This window comes from Methanolobus bombayensis (assembly GCF_017873415.1).
Taxonomy (GTDB): domain Archaea; phylum Halobacteriota; class Methanosarcinia; order Methanosarcinales; family Methanosarcinaceae; genus Methanolobus; species Methanolobus bombayensis.
The window spans coordinates 96,001-116,862 of record NZ_JAGGKD010000006.1; the positions used below are offsets into that span (position 1 = coordinate 96,001).

General features: G+C 42.3%; 12 protein-coding genes and 3 pseudogenes. 11 read left to right on the forward strand and 4 right to left on the reverse strand.

Translation table 11 applies throughout. The annotated features are described in order from the left end of the window. The first annotated feature begins 112 nt into the window (after positions 1–112). Positions 113–322 carry a winged helix-turn-helix domain-containing protein gene (locus J2746_RS08845; protein WP_245250073.1) on the forward strand — a complete coding sequence of 70 codons (210 nt, stop codon included), beginning with the start codon at positions 113–115 and terminating at the stop codon, positions 320–322. A gap of 406 nt (positions 323–728) precedes the next feature. Here J2746_RS08845 and J2746_RS08850 read toward each other — a convergent pair whose 3' ends face one another. After that, positions 729–2,654 carry a hydantoinase/oxoprolinase family protein gene (locus tag J2746_RS08850; RefSeq protein WP_209619355.1) on the reverse strand — a complete coding sequence of 642 codons (1,926 nt, stop codon included), beginning with the start codon at positions 2,652–2,654 and terminating at the stop codon, positions 729–731. After that, positions 2,654–4,588, reverse strand: coding sequence for a hydantoinase/oxoprolinase family protein (locus J2746_RS08855; RefSeq protein WP_342451829.1), 1,935 nt, complete (start codon positions 4,586–4,588; stop codon positions 2,654–2,656). Before J2746_RS08855 ends, J2746_RS08850 begins: the two co-directional genes overlap by 1 nt. 814 nt (positions 4,589–5,402) lie before the next feature. Between J2746_RS08855 and J2746_RS08860 the strand changes: the two genes are divergently transcribed. Beyond that, positions 5,403–7,979, forward strand: a complete 2,577-nt coding sequence (locus tag J2746_RS08860; RefSeq protein ID WP_342451827.1) for a PAS domain-containing protein — start codon at positions 5,403–5,405, stop codon at positions 7,977–7,979. On the opposite strand, the gene J2746_RS08865 is transcribed toward J2746_RS08860, so the two are convergent. Then, positions 7,976–9,910, reverse strand: a complete 1,935-nt coding sequence (locus tag J2746_RS08865) for a hydantoinase/oxoprolinase family protein (protein WP_209619358.1) — start codon at positions 9,908–9,910, stop codon at positions 7,976–7,978. The two genes, J2746_RS08860 and J2746_RS08865, sit on opposite strands and share 4 nt — an antisense overlap. Before the next feature lie 618 nt (positions 9,911–10,528). Here J2746_RS08865 and mttB point away from each other — a divergent pair. The 9 genes and pseudogenes from mttB to J2746_RS08910 all read left to right on the forward strand — a co-directional run bounded on the left by mttB (position 10,529) and on the right by J2746_RS08910 (position 19,008). Further along, positions 10,529–12,019: pseudogene (gene mttB / locus J2746_RS08870) on the forward strand ([trimethylamine--corrinoid protein] Co-methyltransferase). A gap of 16 nt (positions 12,020–12,035) precedes the next feature. Then, positions 12,036–12,683 (forward strand): cobalamin B12-binding domain-containing protein, encoded by a 648-nt coding sequence (locus J2746_RS08875; RefSeq protein ID WP_209619361.1) that lies wholly within the window; start codon positions 12,036–12,038, stop codon positions 12,681–12,683. A 279-nt stretch (positions 12,684–12,962) separates the two neighbouring features. Beyond that, positions 12,963–14,009: an EamA family transporter gene (locus J2746_RS08880; protein WP_209619364.1), complete on the forward strand. Its 1,047-nt coding sequence runs from the start codon at positions 12,963–12,965 to the stop codon at positions 14,007–14,009. 1 nt (position 14,010) lies between these two features. Continuing rightward, positions 14,011–14,301: a hypothetical protein gene (locus J2746_RS08885; RefSeq protein ID WP_209619366.1), complete on the forward strand. Its 291-nt coding sequence runs from the start codon at positions 14,011–14,013 to the stop codon at positions 14,299–14,301. A 12-nt stretch (positions 14,302–14,313) separates the two neighbouring features. Then, complete coding sequence (locus tag J2746_RS08890) at positions 14,314–14,463, forward strand: hypothetical protein (protein ID WP_209619369.1); 150 nt, start codon at positions 14,314–14,316, stop codon at positions 14,461–14,463. 327 nt (positions 14,464–14,790) lie between these two features. Further along, a complete protein-coding gene (gene mtbC, locus J2746_RS08895; RefSeq protein ID WP_209619372.1) occupies positions 14,791–15,435 on the forward strand; it encodes a dimethylamine corrinoid protein MtbC in 645 nt (214 codons plus the stop codon). Between the two features lie 13 nt (positions 15,436–15,448). After that, positions 15,449–16,849 (forward strand): annotated as a pseudogene (gene mtbB, locus J2746_RS08900) ([dimethylamine--corrinoid protein] Co-methyltransferase). A gap of 112 nt (positions 16,850–16,961) precedes the next feature. Beyond that, positions 16,962–17,618, forward strand: a complete 657-nt coding sequence (locus J2746_RS08905) for a methyltransferase cognate corrinoid protein (RefSeq protein WP_209619375.1) — start codon at positions 16,962–16,964, stop codon at positions 17,616–17,618. Positions 17,619–17,631: 13 nt separating this feature from the next. Then, a pseudogene (locus tag J2746_RS08910) lies at positions 17,632–19,008 on the forward strand (monomethylamine:corrinoid methyltransferase). 250 nt (positions 19,009–19,258) lie between these two features. Here the strand turns inward: J2746_RS08910 and J2746_RS08915 are convergent. After that, the gene (locus J2746_RS08915) at positions 19,259–20,632 is read right to left on the reverse strand and encodes a monomethylamine:corrinoid methyltransferase (RefSeq protein WP_209619378.1); all 1,374 of its coding nucleotides are present in this window, start codon (positions 20,630–20,632) and stop codon (positions 19,259–19,261) included. Between the last annotated feature and the right edge of the window lie 230 nt (positions 20,633–20,862).

Genomic DNA, 20,862 nt, shown 5'->3' on the forward strand with positions numbered 1-20,862 from the left:
GTTACATAAATAGAAGTAGGAAAAAATGATGTTCATTGGTTAGAATAACATCATTGAATTAGTGGTACAATTTGTAAAATGCAGGGGGTGCATTATTATAAGGCGCAGTAGGTTGGATATTTCTATAGCTATCTTAAAGATAGCCATGCATGGTGCAAAGAAGACTCAGATTGTCTATAAAGCGAATCTGAATTCTACAATAGCAAACAAGTATCTTTCTACGCTGGAAGAGAAAAAGCTCATCGAGCGTAAAGAAAATATTTTCACAACAACTGATAAAGGGCGAATGTATGAGAAAACTGCCAGTGGACTATTAACTTGATCTATGTTCAAATAGAGTCTTTTGACAGAGCCCAATATCTCTCTTTTTTTTGGAATGCGAAATTGATCAGTAAAATAAACCGTATTCATACATATGTTAAAACTAAAACAAAATGAAAAATGAGTTTGTCATTATGTGATTTCTCACACAATGAAACACATATGGCGGAAACCTCGGGAATTTAACCCGACTGAACGGATTTAGAGTCCATTCGATCAACCTGATCTGATTTCCACAATTATTGGTTGAACCTAACTTTTAGTTAGGTTTTATCCTATTTATATTTAATGCTGGTGTTGTTGTGTATAATATTAATTAGGTCGATTGATATGGCTTTCAAAAATAATATTGTTTTTGCAATGCACAATATACTTATATTGGAAATAAAAAGAAGACACATGTGTCTTCATTTTTCTGTATCTGGTCTCCCGGTACCCAGGAAAATGAGTTTAGTTTCTATGGGTGCTCCTCCTTCTTCAGCCATTGTTACTTCCTCTTTTTTAATATCAATATTCACGTTTTCTGCCTTCATGCCTGCGTTTTCCATGTACTCAAGTATCAGTTCTTTCCCATGTTCCTCTGCGTATTCAAGAGCTTCTGAATGGCTCATAAACTCCCTTCTTTCCACTGGAGAAAACATCAGAATGCTTCTTTCTGTCTTCTTGTAAAATGCTTTTATAAGTATCTCTATGCTTTTGACACCTTTTCCTACAAGAGCTCCCACAGCATTTCCAACCTCTGCATGCTCAGGCACTATGATATCGGCAGCAAGGATCTTGTTGAGTTCTTCAACATAGGAATGCACAGGCCCTCCGAGTAGTATCACAGGAACATTCACCTTGAACTGGGATAGGAAATCTCCGCGTATCATCTTCTCAATCTCAGGTTTTGACACTCCTCTGTACATAAAGCTCATAAGATCCAGTGCCATATTGATAGCAACTTCTTTCTTGATATGCCTGCAAAGTTCAGTTTCATCCATTGGCGTAAGCCTTGCAAGTATCTTTGCACCAATAAGTGATGCTTCACGGTCCCACTTTGTATATTCTCCCAGAACATGAAGAACATCAGTAGGAGTGAATCCAATAGCCTGCACAAGCCTTTTCTGTATCAGTGAATCTACACTATCCGGGGATATTGGTTTTCCTATCTTCCAGAATATATCGTTCAGGGAAACAGGTTCCTCACCTATTATTTTCATTAATTCTTTCTCAAATGAACTCAGATTTGGGTTTTCTTTCCCGGTCTTTACAAAGAACTTGGTTGGCTGGACATTTTCTGCAAGCTGCACCCTCGAAGGTGTTCTACCTGATTTCAACTGGTCAATGAACCCTGGGTACTTGAGAGCAGCAAGGCAGAGCGGAACTACCCTTCGAGGCCCTATGTTGGCATTACGGTTCTTGATCCAGACGTGGCTATCGCCACCCATTGCAGATGTTTCCATACGTATGGCTTTTACCTTTGTCTGCCATCCGCCTACAACTGCTCCTGTATCCACAAGTTCAGGAAAACCATTGTAATTTAGTGAAACATCAGTACTTGTTCCTCCAACATCGATGACTGCACATGTATCATTGCCTGAAAGGAAGGAAGCACCCATAAGACTTGCAGCAGGCCCTGAAAAAATTGATTCTATAGGTCTTTCCATGGCTTCATGGATACCTATTACAGAACCATCACATTTGAGCATCATGAGTTTTGCATTAATGCCACGCTTTTTGATATCAGTCAGTATTGCATGTATGAACTGGTCTGCTATCGGAAGCAGTTGTGCGTTCAGGTATGCGGTGACACCTCTTTCGTATGCACCTAGGTCCTGTGAAAGTTCGTGTCCGCAGACTATAGGGAGTCCGGTCAACTCTGTTAGCATATCTCTCACTTTTGTTTCATGTTCAGGATTACGTATACTGAAATATGAGGAAACTGCAAAAGCTGAGACTTTGTCCTTGATTTTCAGGGCATATTCCCTGACAGCTTCAATATCCAGGATATCATCTTCCAGCCCGGCTACGTTGTGTCCACCTTTTACCACGGTGAAAGTATCAATTGGTATATTTGCGGGAAGTGTATGTTTACCTATCAGAATGAGAGCAACCGGATAACCTGTTTTCTCAAGTATTGTATTGGTTGCCAATGTTGTTGATACTGAAACAAGTTTGACATCAGGCATGTACTTGCTGTCAAGTCCGTCAATTGCATTCTCTATGCCTGTCAGTAGGTCTGGATAGGTTGTGAGTGCTTTGTTTGAATCAACAACCTTCCTGTCTGAATCTCTGACAATGACTGCATCGGTGTATGTCCCACCGGCATCTATTCCAAGACTGTACTGCATTATTCTACCTCCATTTTCCTGTTCTTTCCTGCCTCACCTATTCCGGAGAACGTGAGCCGTGTTTCCACAGGAAGCCCCCCTTCGTGCGTAATGATATCATTGCGATGCATATCGATGCTAACCTCCGTTGTATCCAGACCCGCATCGCTCATATAATTCATTATGAGCTTGCTGCCTATCTCTTCTCCGAATTCAAGGGCTTCGTTATATGATGTGAATTCTTCCCTGCCTCCCGGGAAGAAAGTAACAAAAGATGATGTTTTCAGATTGTATTTCGATTCTGTATAGTTGGCTTTGATCAGAACCTCAAGTTTCTTTGCACCTTTTCCTGCAACTGCCCCAACGGCATTTCCAACGCTACAATAATCTGGTACTATTATTTCTGCGTCTATGAATTCTGCAAGTTCCTTTTCATAGGCTTTAACAGGACCTCCCAGCAGGACAACCGGAAGCTCAATCTTGAATCCTGCAAAGAATTTTCCTCTGAGGATTTTTTCTATCTCTTCCGTGCTGACATCTTCAAGCAAAAATGAGACAAGGTTCAGTGCCATGTTCCTAGCCACATCCTTTTTAATCTGCAGGCAAAATTCATCTTCATCTGTCCCTGAAAGTGCTGCCAGTATGCCAGCTCCAAGAACTGAGGCTTTTCTGTTCCATTGGGTGTATTCTCCAAGAACATGAAGAGCATCTGTGGGTGTGAATCCAATTGCCTTGATAAGTCTTTTCTGTATGAGCAGGTCTAATGTACCTGGACTCGGAAGTCTGTTCTCGTTCCAGTAAATCTCACTAACAGTAAGGGGTCTGTCTCCTATCCTTAAGAGTAATTCCTCTTCCGCAGCGCTGATATCCGATAATTCCAGTCCTGATCTTACAAAGAACTTTGTAGGCTGTAGATTCTCTCCTATCTGGTTACGGAGAATAACCTGATTCTGTTGCAGTTTTTCGATTATCTCCGGATGCTCGACAGCTGCAAGACAGAGTGGAATTACCCTGCGAGGACCGATATGGACTACATGATTTCTGACCCATACATGACTATCTCCTCCCATTGCAGATGTTTCCATACGTATGGCTTTGACCTTTGTCTGCCATCCACCCACTACGGCACCGGTTTCAGTTAGTTCAGGGACTCCTCTGTGTATTAGTGATACATCGGTACTGGTCCCCCCAACATCTATGACAACGCAATTCTCAGTTCCTGAGAGATATGCTGCTCCCACTAAACTTGCAGCAGGTCCTGAGAATACGGATTCAATGGGTTTTTTCAGGGCTTCACTTATTCCTACCACAGAGCCATCACATTTGAGCATCATGAGTTTTGCATCAATATTCCTTCTTTTTATCTCGGAACTGACTGCTTCCATAAAATGACTTGATATAGGTATGAGTCTTGCATTCAGGTATGCAGTGACTCCTCTTTCGTATGCCCCAAGATCCTGTGAAAGTTCGTGACTACAAACAACTGGAAGTCCGCTGAGTTCTGCTATAAGTTCCTTGATTCTCAGTTCATGTTCAGGATTCCGGACGCTGAAGTATGATGATATTGCAAAAGCTGAAACTTTTTCTTTGACCCTGAGTACAAAATCCCGTACAGAATCTAAGTCAAGAGGACAGACTTCGTTTCCGGCACTGTTATGCCCTCCTTTTACAAGTATGAAATGCTCAATTTTTGATCTGTTGGGTATGTCCGTGTTATTTGCAAGGATCAGAGCCACAGGGTAGCCTGTTTTTTCAAGTACGCTGTTAGTCGCAAGGGTTGTAGAAACAGATACATAACAGACTTTTTCAAGCAGATGCTGGTCCAGTCCGTCAAGGGTATTTCTTATACCTTTCATGAGATCAGGATATGTGGTCAGGGATTTATTCGAATCTATTATGCTGCCATCAGAGTCCCTTATCATAACAGCATCAGTATAGGTGCCTCCGGCATCTATTCCAAGGCTATACTACATCAGAATATCTCCCAGGTGATGTTATAATAAAATATCTTCTTTTCAAAAAGAATATTCAGGCTCTGGAAAGGAAGGACAGGGAAACAAAGTCTATCACTAATCATTCTTTTTAGCATATGTCTACCTCAAAAATCAACTAAAATTTATAGGAAATTCCTGCTCCTTATAGTTTTAGTGGAGTTAAAACCAAGGAGCAATTGAAGGAGGTAGAATTTCCACAGGGATTAATACTGTGGTGTAGACCCATCACAAATCAAGGCGACTTGTGTAATCCCAATATATAATTATGAATTTCCTATTACTTATATTTTTCTCCATCTTTTATCGATTTATTCTTTAGAATTTATTTTATAATGGGCCTATTGAACTCGTTTTTTTATATTCATAAATAATAATGCTTTTGTAATTAGTGAGGGAAAGATATATGTACTTGATATTTCGTTTTTTGTAAATTTGAGGGAAATGAGGTATTATTAAAATCTTACTTTCGTTTTTGGCTGTTTTCTGCTTTTGAGAAAAAAATCAACTGCCTGGGATGGACTATATATATTTTGTGTGTAGGTGTTTTCTTTTTTGTTAATATGTTGCCTGTTGACTGTTATCTATTGCTATGCCTTTATATCTTTACACAAAGTTTATATATCATGGCCCGTACTCTTCTATCGGTAACATTATATACTACAAGCTACTTCCAATGTCAGAGCTAATTTGGATCATATTTGACTCATAAATACACTTTAATTTTGAGCTCCTCTCCATCGAAGCAGCATGAAAGTGAATAAATGCAAGTTTGGGCGTGATACATATATCAGACAAAAAAGAATCCGGGGATAGTAAAGTTCAGAATATAAGTGTTCACGATACTGTTTTAACAGACAAAAGGCTTGAAGCAGTTTACAACAGCAGTCCTGTCATTTCTTTTATCTGGAAAGCAGAAGGTTACTGGCCTGTAGAGTATGTTTCCGGGAATATTACCCAGCTTGGATATTCACCTGATGAATTCCTTTCAGGAAAAATGGTATATGGTGACATTGTTCACCCTGATGATCTTGACAGGATACATCTTGAGGTAAAAAAGCATTCTGAAAAAAAGAACACATCTTATTTTTCTCTTAACTACCGTCTTCTGACAAGTTCAGATGAAATACGCTGGGTTACTGAAAGATCCTTTATTAAAAGGGATGAAGAAGGGAATATAACCCATTTCCAGGGTATCATAATTGATAATACTGAACTTGAAAAAACGGAACGTGCTCTTCTGGAAACCGGTAAAAAATACCAGATAATATTTGAAAGGTCCCCGGTAGGGATTATTTACTTTGATGAGAACGGGATAATCACTCATTGTAACAAAAGCTTTTCCAACATTATCGGTGCCCCTGTGAAGAAAATAGTCGGTTTCAGCGTACTTTCATCTCTCAATGATGACAGGCTTAAAAGTGCTGTTGATGTTGTTTTCCTTGGTAACCCCGGTTTTTATGAAGGTACATATGTTTCCAGTATAAGCGGGAAGGAGATGACTTTAAAGGCAAGTTTCGCTCCTGTGATGGATGATGATGGTTCTTTGCTTGGTGGTATAGGTATACTTGAAGATATGGCCACCAATAAGGAGGCAAAAGAACTGCTGGCTCTTAATGAGATGCGACTTGAGGCCTTGTTGAAACTATATCAGATGCAGGATTATCCCATGAATGAAATTGCAGAATATGCAATTCAGAAAGCTGCCGAGCTTACCAACAGCACTACAGGTTATCTTGAATTCCTGAACGAGGATGAGAATGTACTGGAAACTTACCACTGGCCCAGTTATATTGAGACAGGTTTGTCAGGGAATGAAGAACCTTTTGTTCATCCTGTAAAGTCAACAGGTTTCTGGGGCGAAGCTATACGTGAAAGGAGACCTGTAATAGTAAATACCCAGTATAATTCTGACAATGTTGATGAGATCTATCCTGGCAGAAAAGAGCGTATGGTCAGGCATATCACGGTTCCTGTGTTCGAGAATGAGCAGATAGTGGCAGTTGCCAGTGTTGCCAACAAGTCAAAGGACTATGATGAGTCCGATGTCCGTCAGCTGACACTTCTTATGGAAGGAATGTGGAAACTTGTGCAGTACAAGAACACAAATGAGGTTCTGTATGAAGCATTAAGGATGCGCAGGGTGCTTGAATCTATTATGAGTTCAAGTCCTGCTATTGTTTTCCTGTGGAAGCCTGAACAGGACTGGCCTGTTGAATTCGTATCCGAGAATATTGAACAGTTTGGCTATACTGTTAATGATTTTATCTCAGGAAAAATAATCTATGGTGACATAATCCATCCATCAGATCTACAGAGGGTAAGGAATGAAGTAGAAAGGGCATCAACAGAAGGTTTTTCAGATTTCAGCCAGGAGTACAGGATACTTACCAAATCAGGAGATGTGAGGTGGGTGGATGAAAGGACAATGCTTCATTATGATGAAAGAGGGATTGTGGATTATCTTCAGGGTATAATTGTTGATATAACGGAACGTAAACAGGCCAATAATTTCATACGCATAGAATGTGATCTGGATAACGTACTTGGTGATACAGGAGGACTCGAGGAGACTTTTGAGAAGTTACTTGATTTCACTCTTGAGGCCAAGGCTATTGATTCTGGTATAATGTATGTTGTGGACGAAGTGACAGGGGATTTTGAAGCTATCTCTTACAGAGGCCTCTCGGAAGATTTTGTAGATTCTCTGGCACATTTTGGTCCGAATACACTTATGGCACGCCTTTTTACCACAGGTTTTCCTGTGTACAAGTATTTTTCAGAGATCAATATGATGATGCCCTCTGTAAACCTTGATTTTGAAGGTCTGCAGGCGATGGCATTCATACCAGTCAAGTTCAATGAGAGACTGGTTGCAGCTATTGTACTGGGATCCCATTCTGAGCTTGAGATCCCTGCAAATTCACGAAATCTTGTTGAAACCATAGCCAATCAGGTTGGTATCATTATCTCCAGGATGAAAAAGGATTCAGGTGCCCAAAAAAGCAAGAACAATATGAATTCCCTGCTGGATGCTCTTGATGAGATCGTTTTTATTATGGATCTGGAAGGGCGGATTCTCCATATTAATGAAACATTAATTGATATCCTGAAATATTCCCCACGGGACCTTGAAATGAAAGATTTCCTTATGCTTTATCCGCAAGACTGGGAAAATGAAGTCCTGTCTACGTTGGATGAGATTATGGCAGGAAAGTTATCTACATGTGACATTCCACTGATAAGCAAAGAAGATATTGTTGTACCTGTAAAATCTAAATTCACTATTGGTGACTGGGGAGGACAGGATGTCCTTATTTCCATATCCACCCCTGTAAAAGAGCCCGGGAATTAACAGCAATCCAGGCTGTCATCCCTGTTACCAACACCAAGGACTACAAGTTTTGTTTCCATAGGTGTTTTCCATCCCATTGGGATGACCTCTTCTTTTTTGATATCGATCTTTATATGGCTCGGGTCAAGTCCTGCTTCTTTCATATAACTAAGCACAGTACTTTCGCCAAGGTTCACAGCATAGTCCAGAGCTTCCTGGTATTCATAGAAATTGTTCTTTCCATGTTCAGAGAACACAAGGAATTCCCAGTCAGGAGCAGCCATGGATGCAGGTCTGATGAGAACCTCGAATCTGCGAATTCCCTTAGCAGCCAATGCACCGGCAGCATTTCCAACACTTGAATATTCAGGCAGGATTATTCTGGCATCCAGTATTTCCTGCATTTCTTCAACAAACGCAGAAACAGGACCGCCTATCAGCACTACAGGTACTTCTATCTTAAACTTTGCAGGTGACTGGATATCGAACATTTTCCTGATCTCCGATTTTTCAACCCCATCAAAGAAGAATGATACGAGGTCACATGCCATGTTCTTTGCAAATTCTCTCTTGATATGCCGGGCAAATTCATACTTTTCCATTCCAACCAGTGACCCAAGCATGTTTGCACCGACATTTGCAGCTTCAACATTCCTTTCAGTGTATTCTCCAAGTACATGAAGGGCATCCGTCAGTGTGAAACCAATTGGTTGCAGTAATCTTTTTTGTATGAGACTGTCAAATATCTTGCTTGCAGGAAATTTTTTAATGCGATTAAATATCTCTGTTGTGGATGTTGGTTCCTTTTTAACAGCTTCAAGAACTTCTTGTTCCTCCGGGCTTGCTTCAAATGCTTCATAGTCTGTCCTTAAATAGAATTTAGTTGGCTGGTAGTTGACCCCAATCTTCATTTTTGATGGCATCGGATTTGCTCTGAGCTGCTCAAGGAAATCAGGATAAAGTACAGCAGCCCTGCATAGAGGAATAACCCTTCTTGGACCTATATTGATATTTGCTCCTTTGACCCATACATGACTATCGCCTCCCATTGCAGAGGTTTCCATTTTTATGGCTTTAACCCTTGTTTTCCATCCTCCTACAACTGCACCTGAATCACTCATTTCAGGAACTCCATTGTAGATCACTGAAATATCGGTGCTCGTACCTCCAACGTCTATAACGGCACATGTCTCTTCATCTGCGAGGAAAGAGGCACCTACAAGACTTCCTGCTGGTCCTGAAAATATGGATTCTATTGGTTTTTTAAGGGCACTCTGTATGCCAATGACCGAACCATCACATTTGAGCATGAATACTTTTGCATCAATTCCTCTGGATTTTATTTCGGCTTCTACTGTTGTCATGAATCTCTCAGTTACAGGTATTAACTGTGCGTTCAGAAAAGCTGTAACTGCTCTTTCAAATGCACCAAGATCCTGGGAAAGTTCATAGCTGCAGATAACTGGAAGGCCGGTGTTTTCCATTATAATATCTTTTGCGCGGAGTTCATGGTCATGGTTTCTGACACTAAAATATGATGAAATTGCAAAGGCTGAAACTTTATCTTTGACACTGAGAGCAAATTTCCTTATAGCTTCTTCTTCAAGGGTATCAGTTTCTATCCCGTTATGGTCATGTCCTCCTTTCACTTTCAGGAAATGTTGTGTAGGTAGTTCCTGCTTTATATCGTAATTTCCTATGAGTATCAGGGCTACCGGGGAACCGGTTCCCTCGAGTATACTGTTAGTCGAAAGTGTTGTGGATACTGAAACTACTTTAACATCCTTCAGACAAACGGGATCCAGTCCGTCCATAGCTTTTGTTATTCCTTCCAGTGGGTCGGGGTAGCTTGTCAGGGCTTTGTTTGACTGGGTTATTGTGTTATCTTCATCTTTTAAAAGAACCGCATCTGTATACGTTCCTCCTGCATCAATTCCTAAGCTGTAACTCATTTTCTTGAACTCCATTATTATCTGGTTAGTTGGCTGAATGTTCAAAAATTAAAGTATATATATTTTTTGCAAAAAACATTCACGCCGTTAATTGCAAAAACAGTATCTAAAGACTTTTTTTTGTATGATGGAATAACAAATGAAAATGATGATGAGTAACATTTATATGTGTGAATATCTTCTTTACTCTTGCTGTAAAATTCAGGCCAATGAATTGAAAGTATCTGTCATAATTTACGTTGTTTTTGTTTGTTTATATGCAATATGTGCTTTACCCGTCATGTTTATATGTGATACGCAACGCTCCTTGCATAGTAAACTATATATATGATGCAATCACCACTAATATTTGGTATTTCAATAATTTTTTTATTGGATGTTAAAAAAAGCAATCAATAATCTTGTTATACTATTCTCTATATTCTCTGGGTGGATTATCTTTATATACTACTTATTAATCTGCAACAATAGCAAAATATAAATACTAGATTATTAGGCAAACTTTATATATATGAATATGATACCTATTCTACAGGAACAACAATGCTCTAAGCATGTTCACTCCTTCGGAATGTTTTAGATGTATTCCGGATTAAAATTTAAATTGGAGGTTAAGAAATGGTAAAACAATATTTCCCAGGTAGAAGCCCATTAGACGGCGTAACTCTGGAGCTTTTTTCAGAAGATGATCTCAGAGCTCTTCACTACGCTACAATGGATGTCTTCATCAACACTGGTATTCAGGTATCTGATGCCGAAGCAAGAGCTATCTTTAAAGAAGGTGGCTGTTTAGTCGACGAAAAAACACAGATCGTTAAGATTCCTGAGTTTGTAGTCAACAGGGCACTTCGTGACTGTCCTTCCAAATTCGTCCTCTGGGGACGTGACAAGAAGCACAACACCAAGCAGGAACACAAAGGAAAGGTACACTGGACCTGTTTCGGTACCGGTGTCAAGATGTGCAACTATGAAGGACCAGGTAAGTATGTTACTGTCGACTCTACAGAGAAGGACGTAGCAGATACAGCAAAGATCTGTGACTGGGCAGAGAACATCAACTATTATTCACTTGCAGTTTCCGCAAGGGACTGGGCAGGTAAGGGTGCACAGGATGTCCACGAGACACTGACACCACTTATGAACACAACAAAGCACTTCCACCACATCGACCCTGTGGGCGAGAACGTAGACTACTATCAGGAACTTGCTGTAGCATACTACGGTGGAGACGACGAAGAAGCACGTAAGAAGCCTATCTTCTCAACATTGCTCTGTCCTACAAGCCCACTGGAACTCAGTGAGAACGCATGTCAGGTTATCATCAAGGGTGCAAAATTCGGTACACCTGTTAACGTACTCAGTATGGCAATGGCTGGCGGTTCATCACCAGTACACCTTGCAGGTACACTTGTAACACACAACGCTGAGGTACTTTCCGGTATCGTTCTGGCACAGCTGGTACAGCCAGGTGCACCAGTATGGTATGGTAGTTCTACCACAACATTCGACCTGAAGAAGGGTACTGCTCCTGTAGGTTCCCCTGAACTTGGTCTTATCAGTGCAGCTGTAGCAAAACTCGGTCAGTACTATGGTCTGCCAACATTCGTTGCTGGTTCGTAGGCAGATGCCAAGATACCTGATGGCCAGGCTGGTCATGAGAAGACAATGACAACAATTCTTCCATCCTTTGCAGGTGCAAACACCCTGTACGGAGCAGGTATGCTTGAGCTCGGTATGACATTCTCACTTGAACAGCTCGTTCTTGATAATGACATGATCTCCATGACAAAGAAGGCAATGCAGGGAATCCCTGTAAATGAGGAGACCATGGCAGTTGAATCCATTGACCAGGTTGGTATTGGAAACAACTTCCTTGCACACAAGACAACAAGACAGAACATCGACCTCCCATCCAGCCCAATGCTCATTGACAGGCTTATGTTCGGAGACTGGGAAATGGCAGGTTCAAAGGACATCGCTACAGTGGCTCATGAAAAAGTCGTTGACATCATGAAGAACCACGAAGTAGAACCAATAGATGCTGATCTGCTCAAGGATATGAAGGCAGTTGTAGAAAAGGCTGACAAGGCTTTCAGGGACAGCATGTAAAACAGGAGGTTTAAAAATGGCAACAAAAGAAGAGATTATTGCAAAAGCAAAAGCAGCAATTTTAGACTTTGATGAAGATGCAGCATCAGAAGCAGCCCAGGAAGGTCTTGATGCAGATGTAGATCCAGTAGATCTTATCCAGGACGGCTTCACTGCAGGTATGAATGAAGTTGGTGACCAATTCGAAGCAGGTACTGTATTCCTTCCACATGTCATTGCAGCATCAGAAGCAATGAGTGCAGGAGTAGCTGTACTTACACCAGCTCTTGAAGCAAAGGGCTCAGAAACAGCAAGCAAGGGAACAATCGTTATTGGCACCATCGAGGGAGATATTCACTCAATCGGTAAGGACATTGTTGCAACAATGCTCAAGATCGCTGGTTTCAAGGTTGTAGACCTTGGAAGGGATGTAGCTATCGGCAAGTATGTCGAGGCTGTGAAAGCAAACAGCGCTGATGTAGTTGCTTCATCTGCTCTTATGACCACAACAATGGTCAGCCAGATACAGATCGAAGAACAGCTCAAGGAAGCAGGAGTTCGCGATTCCGTTAAGACAATGGTCGGCGGTGCACCTGTAACCCAGGACTGGGCAACAAAGATCGGTGCAGACATCTATGGAGAAAACGCAACTGACGTTGTAACAAAGATAAATGCACTCTTCTAAGACAGAAGAGAGTAGAAACTTGAGTTGAGAGGATGTTTCAGGCATCCTCACAACCGGAAGACAATATTTTTGGAGTTATTGTCTTCCTCTAATTGGTGCTTAAGGAATATGACTGTTCCGTTAAATAGCACCCTCAAAAGAAGATGTCAACTGTCTGCCTGATCGGCGCTGTCAGTTTTCTATCTTTTTTTGTGTATAACTTCCGGGAAATCCGGAATCATCAAAATGCCATCTATTGGCATATTATAGTTAAGAAGGTTTGAAATTGGAGGTATAAATATGGATTTGCAATCTTTAAAAAAGCAAGAACATCAGAGGAGAATCAAATATGGTTTCATGTGGGCTTTCTTCTGTGCAGTTCTCTGGGGTTTGTGGTATCTCCCGGGTACTGCAGTATGGGTACTTAACCCTTTTGATCAGATGTATGGTGAAGTAGCTGCATCAAATGGCGATGGTGTAGCACTTGTTATTGTCGCTGTGCTGATAACCGCATTCAATGCGGCAACGGTTATTCTGGCTCTTGGAGTCTGGAACGGTGTGCTTGGTAAGTTCGGAGAAATGAAGAGAACATTAAAAGAATTCCACCCCTGTTCCAAATGGTTCTTCCTTGCGTCTATTTTCGGTGGCCCAATGGCTATTCTGGGTTCTTTTATCGCCATGGGTTTTGTAGGAGGCGCTTTTGCAGCTGTAGCAGCTCTTATGTATCCTGTTGTAGGTGCAGTGCTTGCTTCTAAATGGTATGGTGAAAAGGTAACAAAGCGTGCTTTTATTGGTATTATTGTTATCATCCTTGGAGGTATCACTATATTCGGTGGCGGAGTTCTCTCCGAGATCGGCAGTGGTAACGTTCTCTGGATTGGTTATCTTGGCGGACTTATGGCAGCTACCGGCTGGGGTATCGAAGGTGCCATAGCAGGTAAAGGTCTGGATATCGCAGAGCCTGACGTTGGTCTTACACTCAGGTTCATCGGTGAAGGTGTTATCTGGTGGATCATTGCTATCCCGCTACTTGCTATTATCGGATTCCCAATGATTAAGTACGCACTTCTCGCATTTGAGCCACTTACAATGCTTGTACTGGTATTTGCAGGTATAACATTTGGTTTCTGTTATGTTGCCTGGTACAAGTCCTTCCCACTTATCGGTGTAGGAAGAGGACAAGGTATCGGAAATCTGTACGGTCTATTTGCTGTAATATTCATTTTCCTCTTCTTCGGAGATGTTCCTTCCTGGACAATTCTTGTAGGAGGTTTCCTGTGTCTTGCAGGTAGTACGATAATGTTCTCTGAGGATACTGGAGAAATGGAATCTTTGAGAGGTGATTAAAATGGCAAATCGTCCGGTTAAATTCAGGATACTTGAATTGTGTAACAGTGGTAAATGGAACTATGAGATCGTAGAACAGATCCAGAAGGAGTACCCTGACCTCAAAGGAAATTTCCACAGGGATTCTATCAACTTCGATATTATAGAACTTGCATCCGGTGGAATGCTCGAAGATGTTGAGGCCAAGGTCGATGAAGAAGGTATCTACAAAAAAGGATTCCTTCTGCACAAATACGTGCTTACTGACTTTGGAAGGATAAGGGCTTCAGATGCCTGTCTGATGTACGTATAAGGAGTGATGTAAATGGTACAAACACAAGCTGCAATGGAAGCATACAATGCATATTGGGCTAATTCTCCTCTGCCGGCTGCTGATATCTTATGGATGGTAGTCATCCTGATAGTAGCAATACTGGCACTCTGGCAGGCGAGAACATTCGTTTCACAGTTCTGAGGAGGAACTTGAAAAATCTTTGAGTTAGTTGAGTAGATGGATGCAGTGAAGCTACAGGGTATTATCCCATGGTCATGCCTGTAGTGGATCTGTATCTGTTCATATTTATTTTAGTCTACTGCCCAAAGGTTCTGTATGTCAATATAGTAGAAAAATATAAATACGAGACATTCTGTGAATTTAGGAGTAACACTTAAATAGTGTCTTGAAAGGTAACATATATATCTATCGACTGGCTATGCAGATTTGCCTTCGGGCTATACCCCAATTCAAACCAGAACAAAAAAAGAACTATCTAAAATTATCAAAAATCAATGAGGTGTACAAATGAGCAATGAAGAAATGTTCAAAGAACTCTCAGATGCTGTTGTCACATGCAAAAAAGATGTTGTTACAGCAGCGGTTGAGAAAGCAAAGGGAGAGGGCATTCCACCTGCAGAGATCATCGAAAAAGGTCTTGCAGCCGGAATGAACGAAGTAGGTGTCCTTTTTGAGAGAGGTAAGTTATTCCTTCCTCACGTAATGATGGCAGCAGGCGCAATGGAAGAAGGTGTCAAGCTTCTTGAAGCAGATCTTCCAAAGGATGCTGTAAGCAAGAAACTCGGTGTAATCGTGAACGGTACCGTTGAAGGTGACGTACACGACATCGGTAAATCTATTGTATCAACCATGCTCCAGTCAGCAGGTTTTGAGGTCCATGACATAGGCAGGGACGTTCCACTGCAGGATTTCATCGACAAGATAAAAGAAACAGATGCAGACATGGTTGGTCTTTCAGCACTTATGACAACCACCCTCCAGGGACAGAAGGATGTCATCGAGATGCTCAAAGAACAAGGCATGAGAGATGGTATCAAGGTCATGGTCGGCGGTGCTCCTGCAACGCAGGCATGGGCTGAGAAAATTGGCGCAGACTGCTACGCAGAAAATGCAAGTGAAGCCGTTGTAAAGGCAAAGGAACTTCTGCTTTAAGTGAGGCATCATCATGACAGAATATAAATTGAGAATGGGAGATGGAAAGCGCATTTCCATGACAAAGGAGCAGATCATTGCTGACCTTAAGGAAGGTATGGCAGATGCTGCAGACCTTGGAGACATTCCAGATCTTAGTGAAGACGAGATAGACAAGCTCGTGGATATTCTCACCATGCCTTCAAGGATGGTAGGTGTTGAGCAGGGTATGGAAGTTCCTGTAACCCACGATATCGGTACTATCAGAATTGATGGTGATCAGGGTAACAGTGGTGTAGGTATTCCATCCAGCAGACTTGTTGGTGCAATGATGCATGAGAGAGCATTTGGTGCTGACACAATGGAACTCGGTCACATTGACTACAGTTACAAGCCTGCAAAGCCTGTAATCGCACAGGAGATGCAGACAATGGAAGTCTGCCAGCAGAACATGATAGTTCCTCTTCTCTACGGTGCAATGCCTAACATGGGTCTTTACTACACACCTGACGGACCATTCGAGAACCCAGGTGACCTTATGAAGGCATTCAAGATCGATGAAGCAAGGGAATCCATGGAACACTCTGCAGAGCACCTTACAAGGGACATTGTCTGGATCATGCAGAGAATGATGGCATCAGGTTCCGATGGTGTCAACTTCGATACTATCGGTGCTGCCGGTGACGGTGACATGTATGCATCACTTCATGCAATTGAAGCCCTGAGAAAGCAGTTCCCTGACATATACATTGAAGCAGGTATGGCAGGAGAACTCCTTCTTGGAATGCATGGTGAGCTCGAATATGATGGTGTTACCCTTGCAGGTCTCTGGCCACACCAGCAGGCTCCACTTGTTGCAAAGGCCGGTGCAAACGTTTTCGGACCTGTAGTAAACACCAACACCAGCAAAAGCTCAGCCTGGAACCTTGGAAGAGCTGTTACCTTTATTAAGCAGGCTGTAAAGGATTCTCCACTGCCATGCCATGTTAACATGGGAATGGGTGTAGGTGGTATCCCAATGCTTGAGACTCCGACGATTGATGCTGTATCAAGAGCTAGCAAGGCGATGGTTGAAATTGCTGGCGTGGACGGTATATAGATAGGGGTCGGCGACCCGATGGGTATGCCGATCTCCCACATAATGACCTCCGGAATGAGCGGAATCAGAGCAGCAGGTGACCTTGTTGCAAGAATGGAATTTGCAAAAGGAATGAGAATTGGAGAAGCAAAGGATTACGTTGCAAAGAAACTTGACGTAACCACAGCTGACCTCAGTGATGAATATGTAATGAGAGAACTGAGAGAAGAACTTGGTATAGGTGTCATCACTTCAGTAGCAGGTGCTCCAAAGGGAATTGCAGCAAAGATGAATATCGAGAAGCTTCTCGATTTAAAGATCAACAGCTGTGAGAAATTCAGAGGGCAGTTGAAGTAAATATATCAGGTAATCAGGTTTGAGTTTCACTGTTAGTGAGACTCATACCTTTTTGATTACCTCAGCTAAAACAAAAACATTAGCTAAAAGTAGTAAATTTAGGAGGCTAAATATGTCCAATCAGGAAATGTTAGACAAACTCAGAGACACAATTGTCACTCAGAACATCAATGGCTGTGCTGAAGCCACCCAGGAAGCCCTGGATTCAGGACTCAGTGCAGTTGAGATCATCAACGATGGTCTTTCACCAGGAATGAAGATCATCGGAGACAAATTCGAGGCAGCAGAGGTCTATCTCCCACAGATCATGATGTCTGCCAAGGCAATGAATGCAGCAATGGAAATTCTTGTACCTGTACTTGCAGAAGAAAAAGGAGCAGACGACGAAGGTGTGGGTCTTGCTGTCACTTACGTGCAGGAAGGAGATATTCACGATATCGGCCACCGACTCGTAACAACCATGCTTGAAGCAAACGGCTTCAGGATCGTTGACATGGGCGTAGATGTACCAAATGACAATATCGTTGAAGAAATTGAAAAACACAAGGGTAAGAAGGTATTGCTCGTAGGTTCAGCACTTATGACAACATCAATGCTCGGTCAGAAAGACACCGTAGAAATGCTTGCAGAAGAAGGTCTTAGAGACTCTGTCAAGATCATGTTCGGTGGAGCACCAGTATCCGATGCATGGATTGCAGAGATCGGAGCAGATGCAACAGCAGAGAATGCAGCAGATGCAGCCCGTGTAGCCCTTGAGATCATGAAATAAGAGGTGTTCAAATATGACATTTTCAAGATCACTTGATTGTTTTGAGTTCTTTGAGCGTGCAAAGAAGGGAGAGAAGATGACCCAGGATGACTGGGACCTTATGACAATCCCTATGAAAGCAATGGAGCTCAAGCAGAAATACAACCTTGACTTTAAGAATGAATTCGTACCAACCGACAAGGACATGATGGAAAACCTGTACAAGGCAGGTTTTGAGATGCTCCTTGAGTGCGGTATATTCTGTACCGACACAGGCCGTGTGGTAAAATACACCGAGGACGAGATCCTGGACGCTATCAACAACGTCCAGAAGGAATTCGTTCTGGGAACCGGCAGAGACGCCGTAAACGTCAGGAAGAGAAACGTTGGCGACAAGAAAAAGCCAATAGTTCAGGGTGGTCCTACCGGTTCCCCGATTTCCGAGAACATGTTCATGCCTGTTCACATGAGCTATGCTCTTGAGAAAGAGGTCGATACAATTGTCAACGGTGTCATGATGACAGTCCGTGGCAAACCACCAATTCCAAAGAGTCCGTATGAAGTTCTTGCAGCCAAGACCGAAACAAGGCTCATCAAGAATGCAGCAGCAATGGCCGGAAGGCCAGGCATGGGCATATAGGGACCAGAGACTTCCCTGTCCGCTCAGGGAAATATCGCTTCAGACTGTGCCGGTGGCCAGATCTGCAGTGACAGCCACGAGGTCTCCCAGCTCAATGAGCTTAAGATCGACCTTGACGCAATTTCAGTAATGGCTCACTATCAGGGTAACAGTGACATCATCATGGATGAGCAGATGCCTATCTTTGGTGGCTATGCCGGTGGCGTAGAAGAGACTGCTATCGTTGATATCGCAACCCACATCAATGCATTCGTAATGAGCAATGCAAGCTGGCACCTTGACGGTCCGGTCCACATCCGCTGGGGTTCCACAAACACCCGTGAGACCCTCATGATCGCAGGATGGACATGTGCAACCATCTCAGAGTTCACAGACATGCTCTCAGGTAACCAGTACTACCCATGTGCAGGACCATGTACAGAGATGTGCCTGCTTGAAGCATCCGCTCAGTCAATCACTGACACTGCATCCGGCCGTGAGATACTCTCCGGTGTTGCAGCTGCAAAGGGTGTTGTACAGGACAAGACAACAGGTATGGAAGCAAGAATGATGGGAGAGGTCGCAAGGGCAACCGCAGGAATGGATATTTCCGAGGTAAACAAGGTCCTTGATGCTCTTGTCAGCTCTTATGAAGGCGACTATGCAAATGCACCAGAAGGTAAGACATTCCAGGAATGTTACGATGTCGCAACCGTAACACCAACTGACGAGTATGTCAAGGTCTACGAAGGTGCACGCAAGAAGCTCGAAGACTTCGGTCTTACTTTCTAAGATGAATGAATCCCTGTGATAACGTAGTTTATCACTTCCCAACCAACCGAGCCAGCGATTTATCACCGCTGGCTCACTTTGTTTTTTTGATAGAATCAGTCTGTTTTTAGTATTAAAGGCTGAGTTATCACTCATTTTTAAATAAATCTCAAAAAGAGCAAATGTACATTTTTCTTCATACGATATATAATACATATGAATGATTTTGCATGAAATAATTGAGTAGATTTAGAAATAACTAATATTTTCTTTAAACAGGCTCTCCAGGCATATCGCCCATGATCTCATAAGAGATCTTCCTGTATAGTGACAGGTATTCCTCAGTAGGTTCCATGTCGTATTCGGAACGAATATTGTAGCACTTTTCAAAGGGTTTTCCTTCAGGAGGATTCCTGAGACGGTCAGCGTATCTGGAATAAATCTTGGCTACCAGTCTGTTGGCTTCAGTGAGAGTCAACTGTGTAGCAAGCTGTGCCATCTCTCCCATGAACCTTGATTCCAGGCCGGAGGAATGATCAGGAGCACTTCCGCGTTTTCCGATTGGGCCAAGCAGCATATTCCTTCCACAGACTGTATCTCCTATTGCCTGTGCAGCAGTCTCGTAGAACATCATATCGGTGCATATACCTGCAGTATTCCAGTAGTAGCGTGCAGTATAATAGTTCATATTTCTGGAAATACCAAGTGCTGCCAGATTGGATGCCCAGATTATTTCCTTTGCAGATGATGATCCAGTATTAGCATGTACTGCACCGGATGCGTGTATACTTGAATGGGCCAGGACCTTTGATTGTAATGTCTCCGCCACGTCGATAATTGCCAGTCCTTCGGGGGAACCAATGCAAGCTCCACCGAAAACGGGGACCTGGCCTGATATGTAGTGATTTCCGTGTTCCTGATGGTAGATGCACTTTGAAAGAGTCTCATAATCTACCTTGAGGTCATCCATATAGACCTCCTGCGGGTCTGCACTTGAATAAAGTTCATCAGATGAAACAAGTAAAGCTGATGTTGTAAGCGTGGAGGTACTTGGTCCAAGAATTGCCAGTCCTTCCCTGCCTGCTATCTTAGTAGCAAGTCTTTCATGCCTTGAGGCTTTCAGGACAGCAAGCATCTCAAGGGGACTTCGGGGTTGTATGTATTCTCCTCCGAATTGATTCATTGCTCCACTGTAGATTCCCTGTACAACATTCTCCTGTACAGAACTCAAGTTGATATAGAGGAAATTCTTTTCTGAGACACTTCCTCCGGTTGGGCCACCGATAATTATCGGTGGAAATGATACCATGGGATATCGATGCGGAACAACCACTTTTTCCTTGAGCCGTCCTATCTCAAGAGGATTGGTTGTATTGAGAGCTTTCAGGATATCCTCTTCGTCTATATTGATGACCCTGCGGGTGCTTCTGCAGAATATTCCCACAGAATGAAGGAGCTCAATACCTGCTTCAAAAACCGCATCTGCAAGTTCGAGGTCATCCGGAACGAAAACTTCTGGGTCGTATTTTATTCCATATTTGAATGCCAGTTCTTCGGATTTTTTGAAAACCTTTATATCATGCTCTCTTTCTGTCCTTTTTTCTCCGCCAATGGCGTACTTCAGATACTTGTAGATATTTTGCATGACGATTCTCCTGATTTTAGAAATAATCCTTCTGCTAATACTGACTGACGAATGAAGATAGTTTATTCTCTCCTGATAGATAAAGGTTTATAGCTGATATTTATATTTTGCCATATGTGTTTGTTATAAACGGGCTTAATAATTCATTAATGGCTTACATGGCTATGTTTTTAGTTTGATCTTACTTAAAATTGTGCCTTTTTAATTCAGTAAGCCTTATATGTCAAATT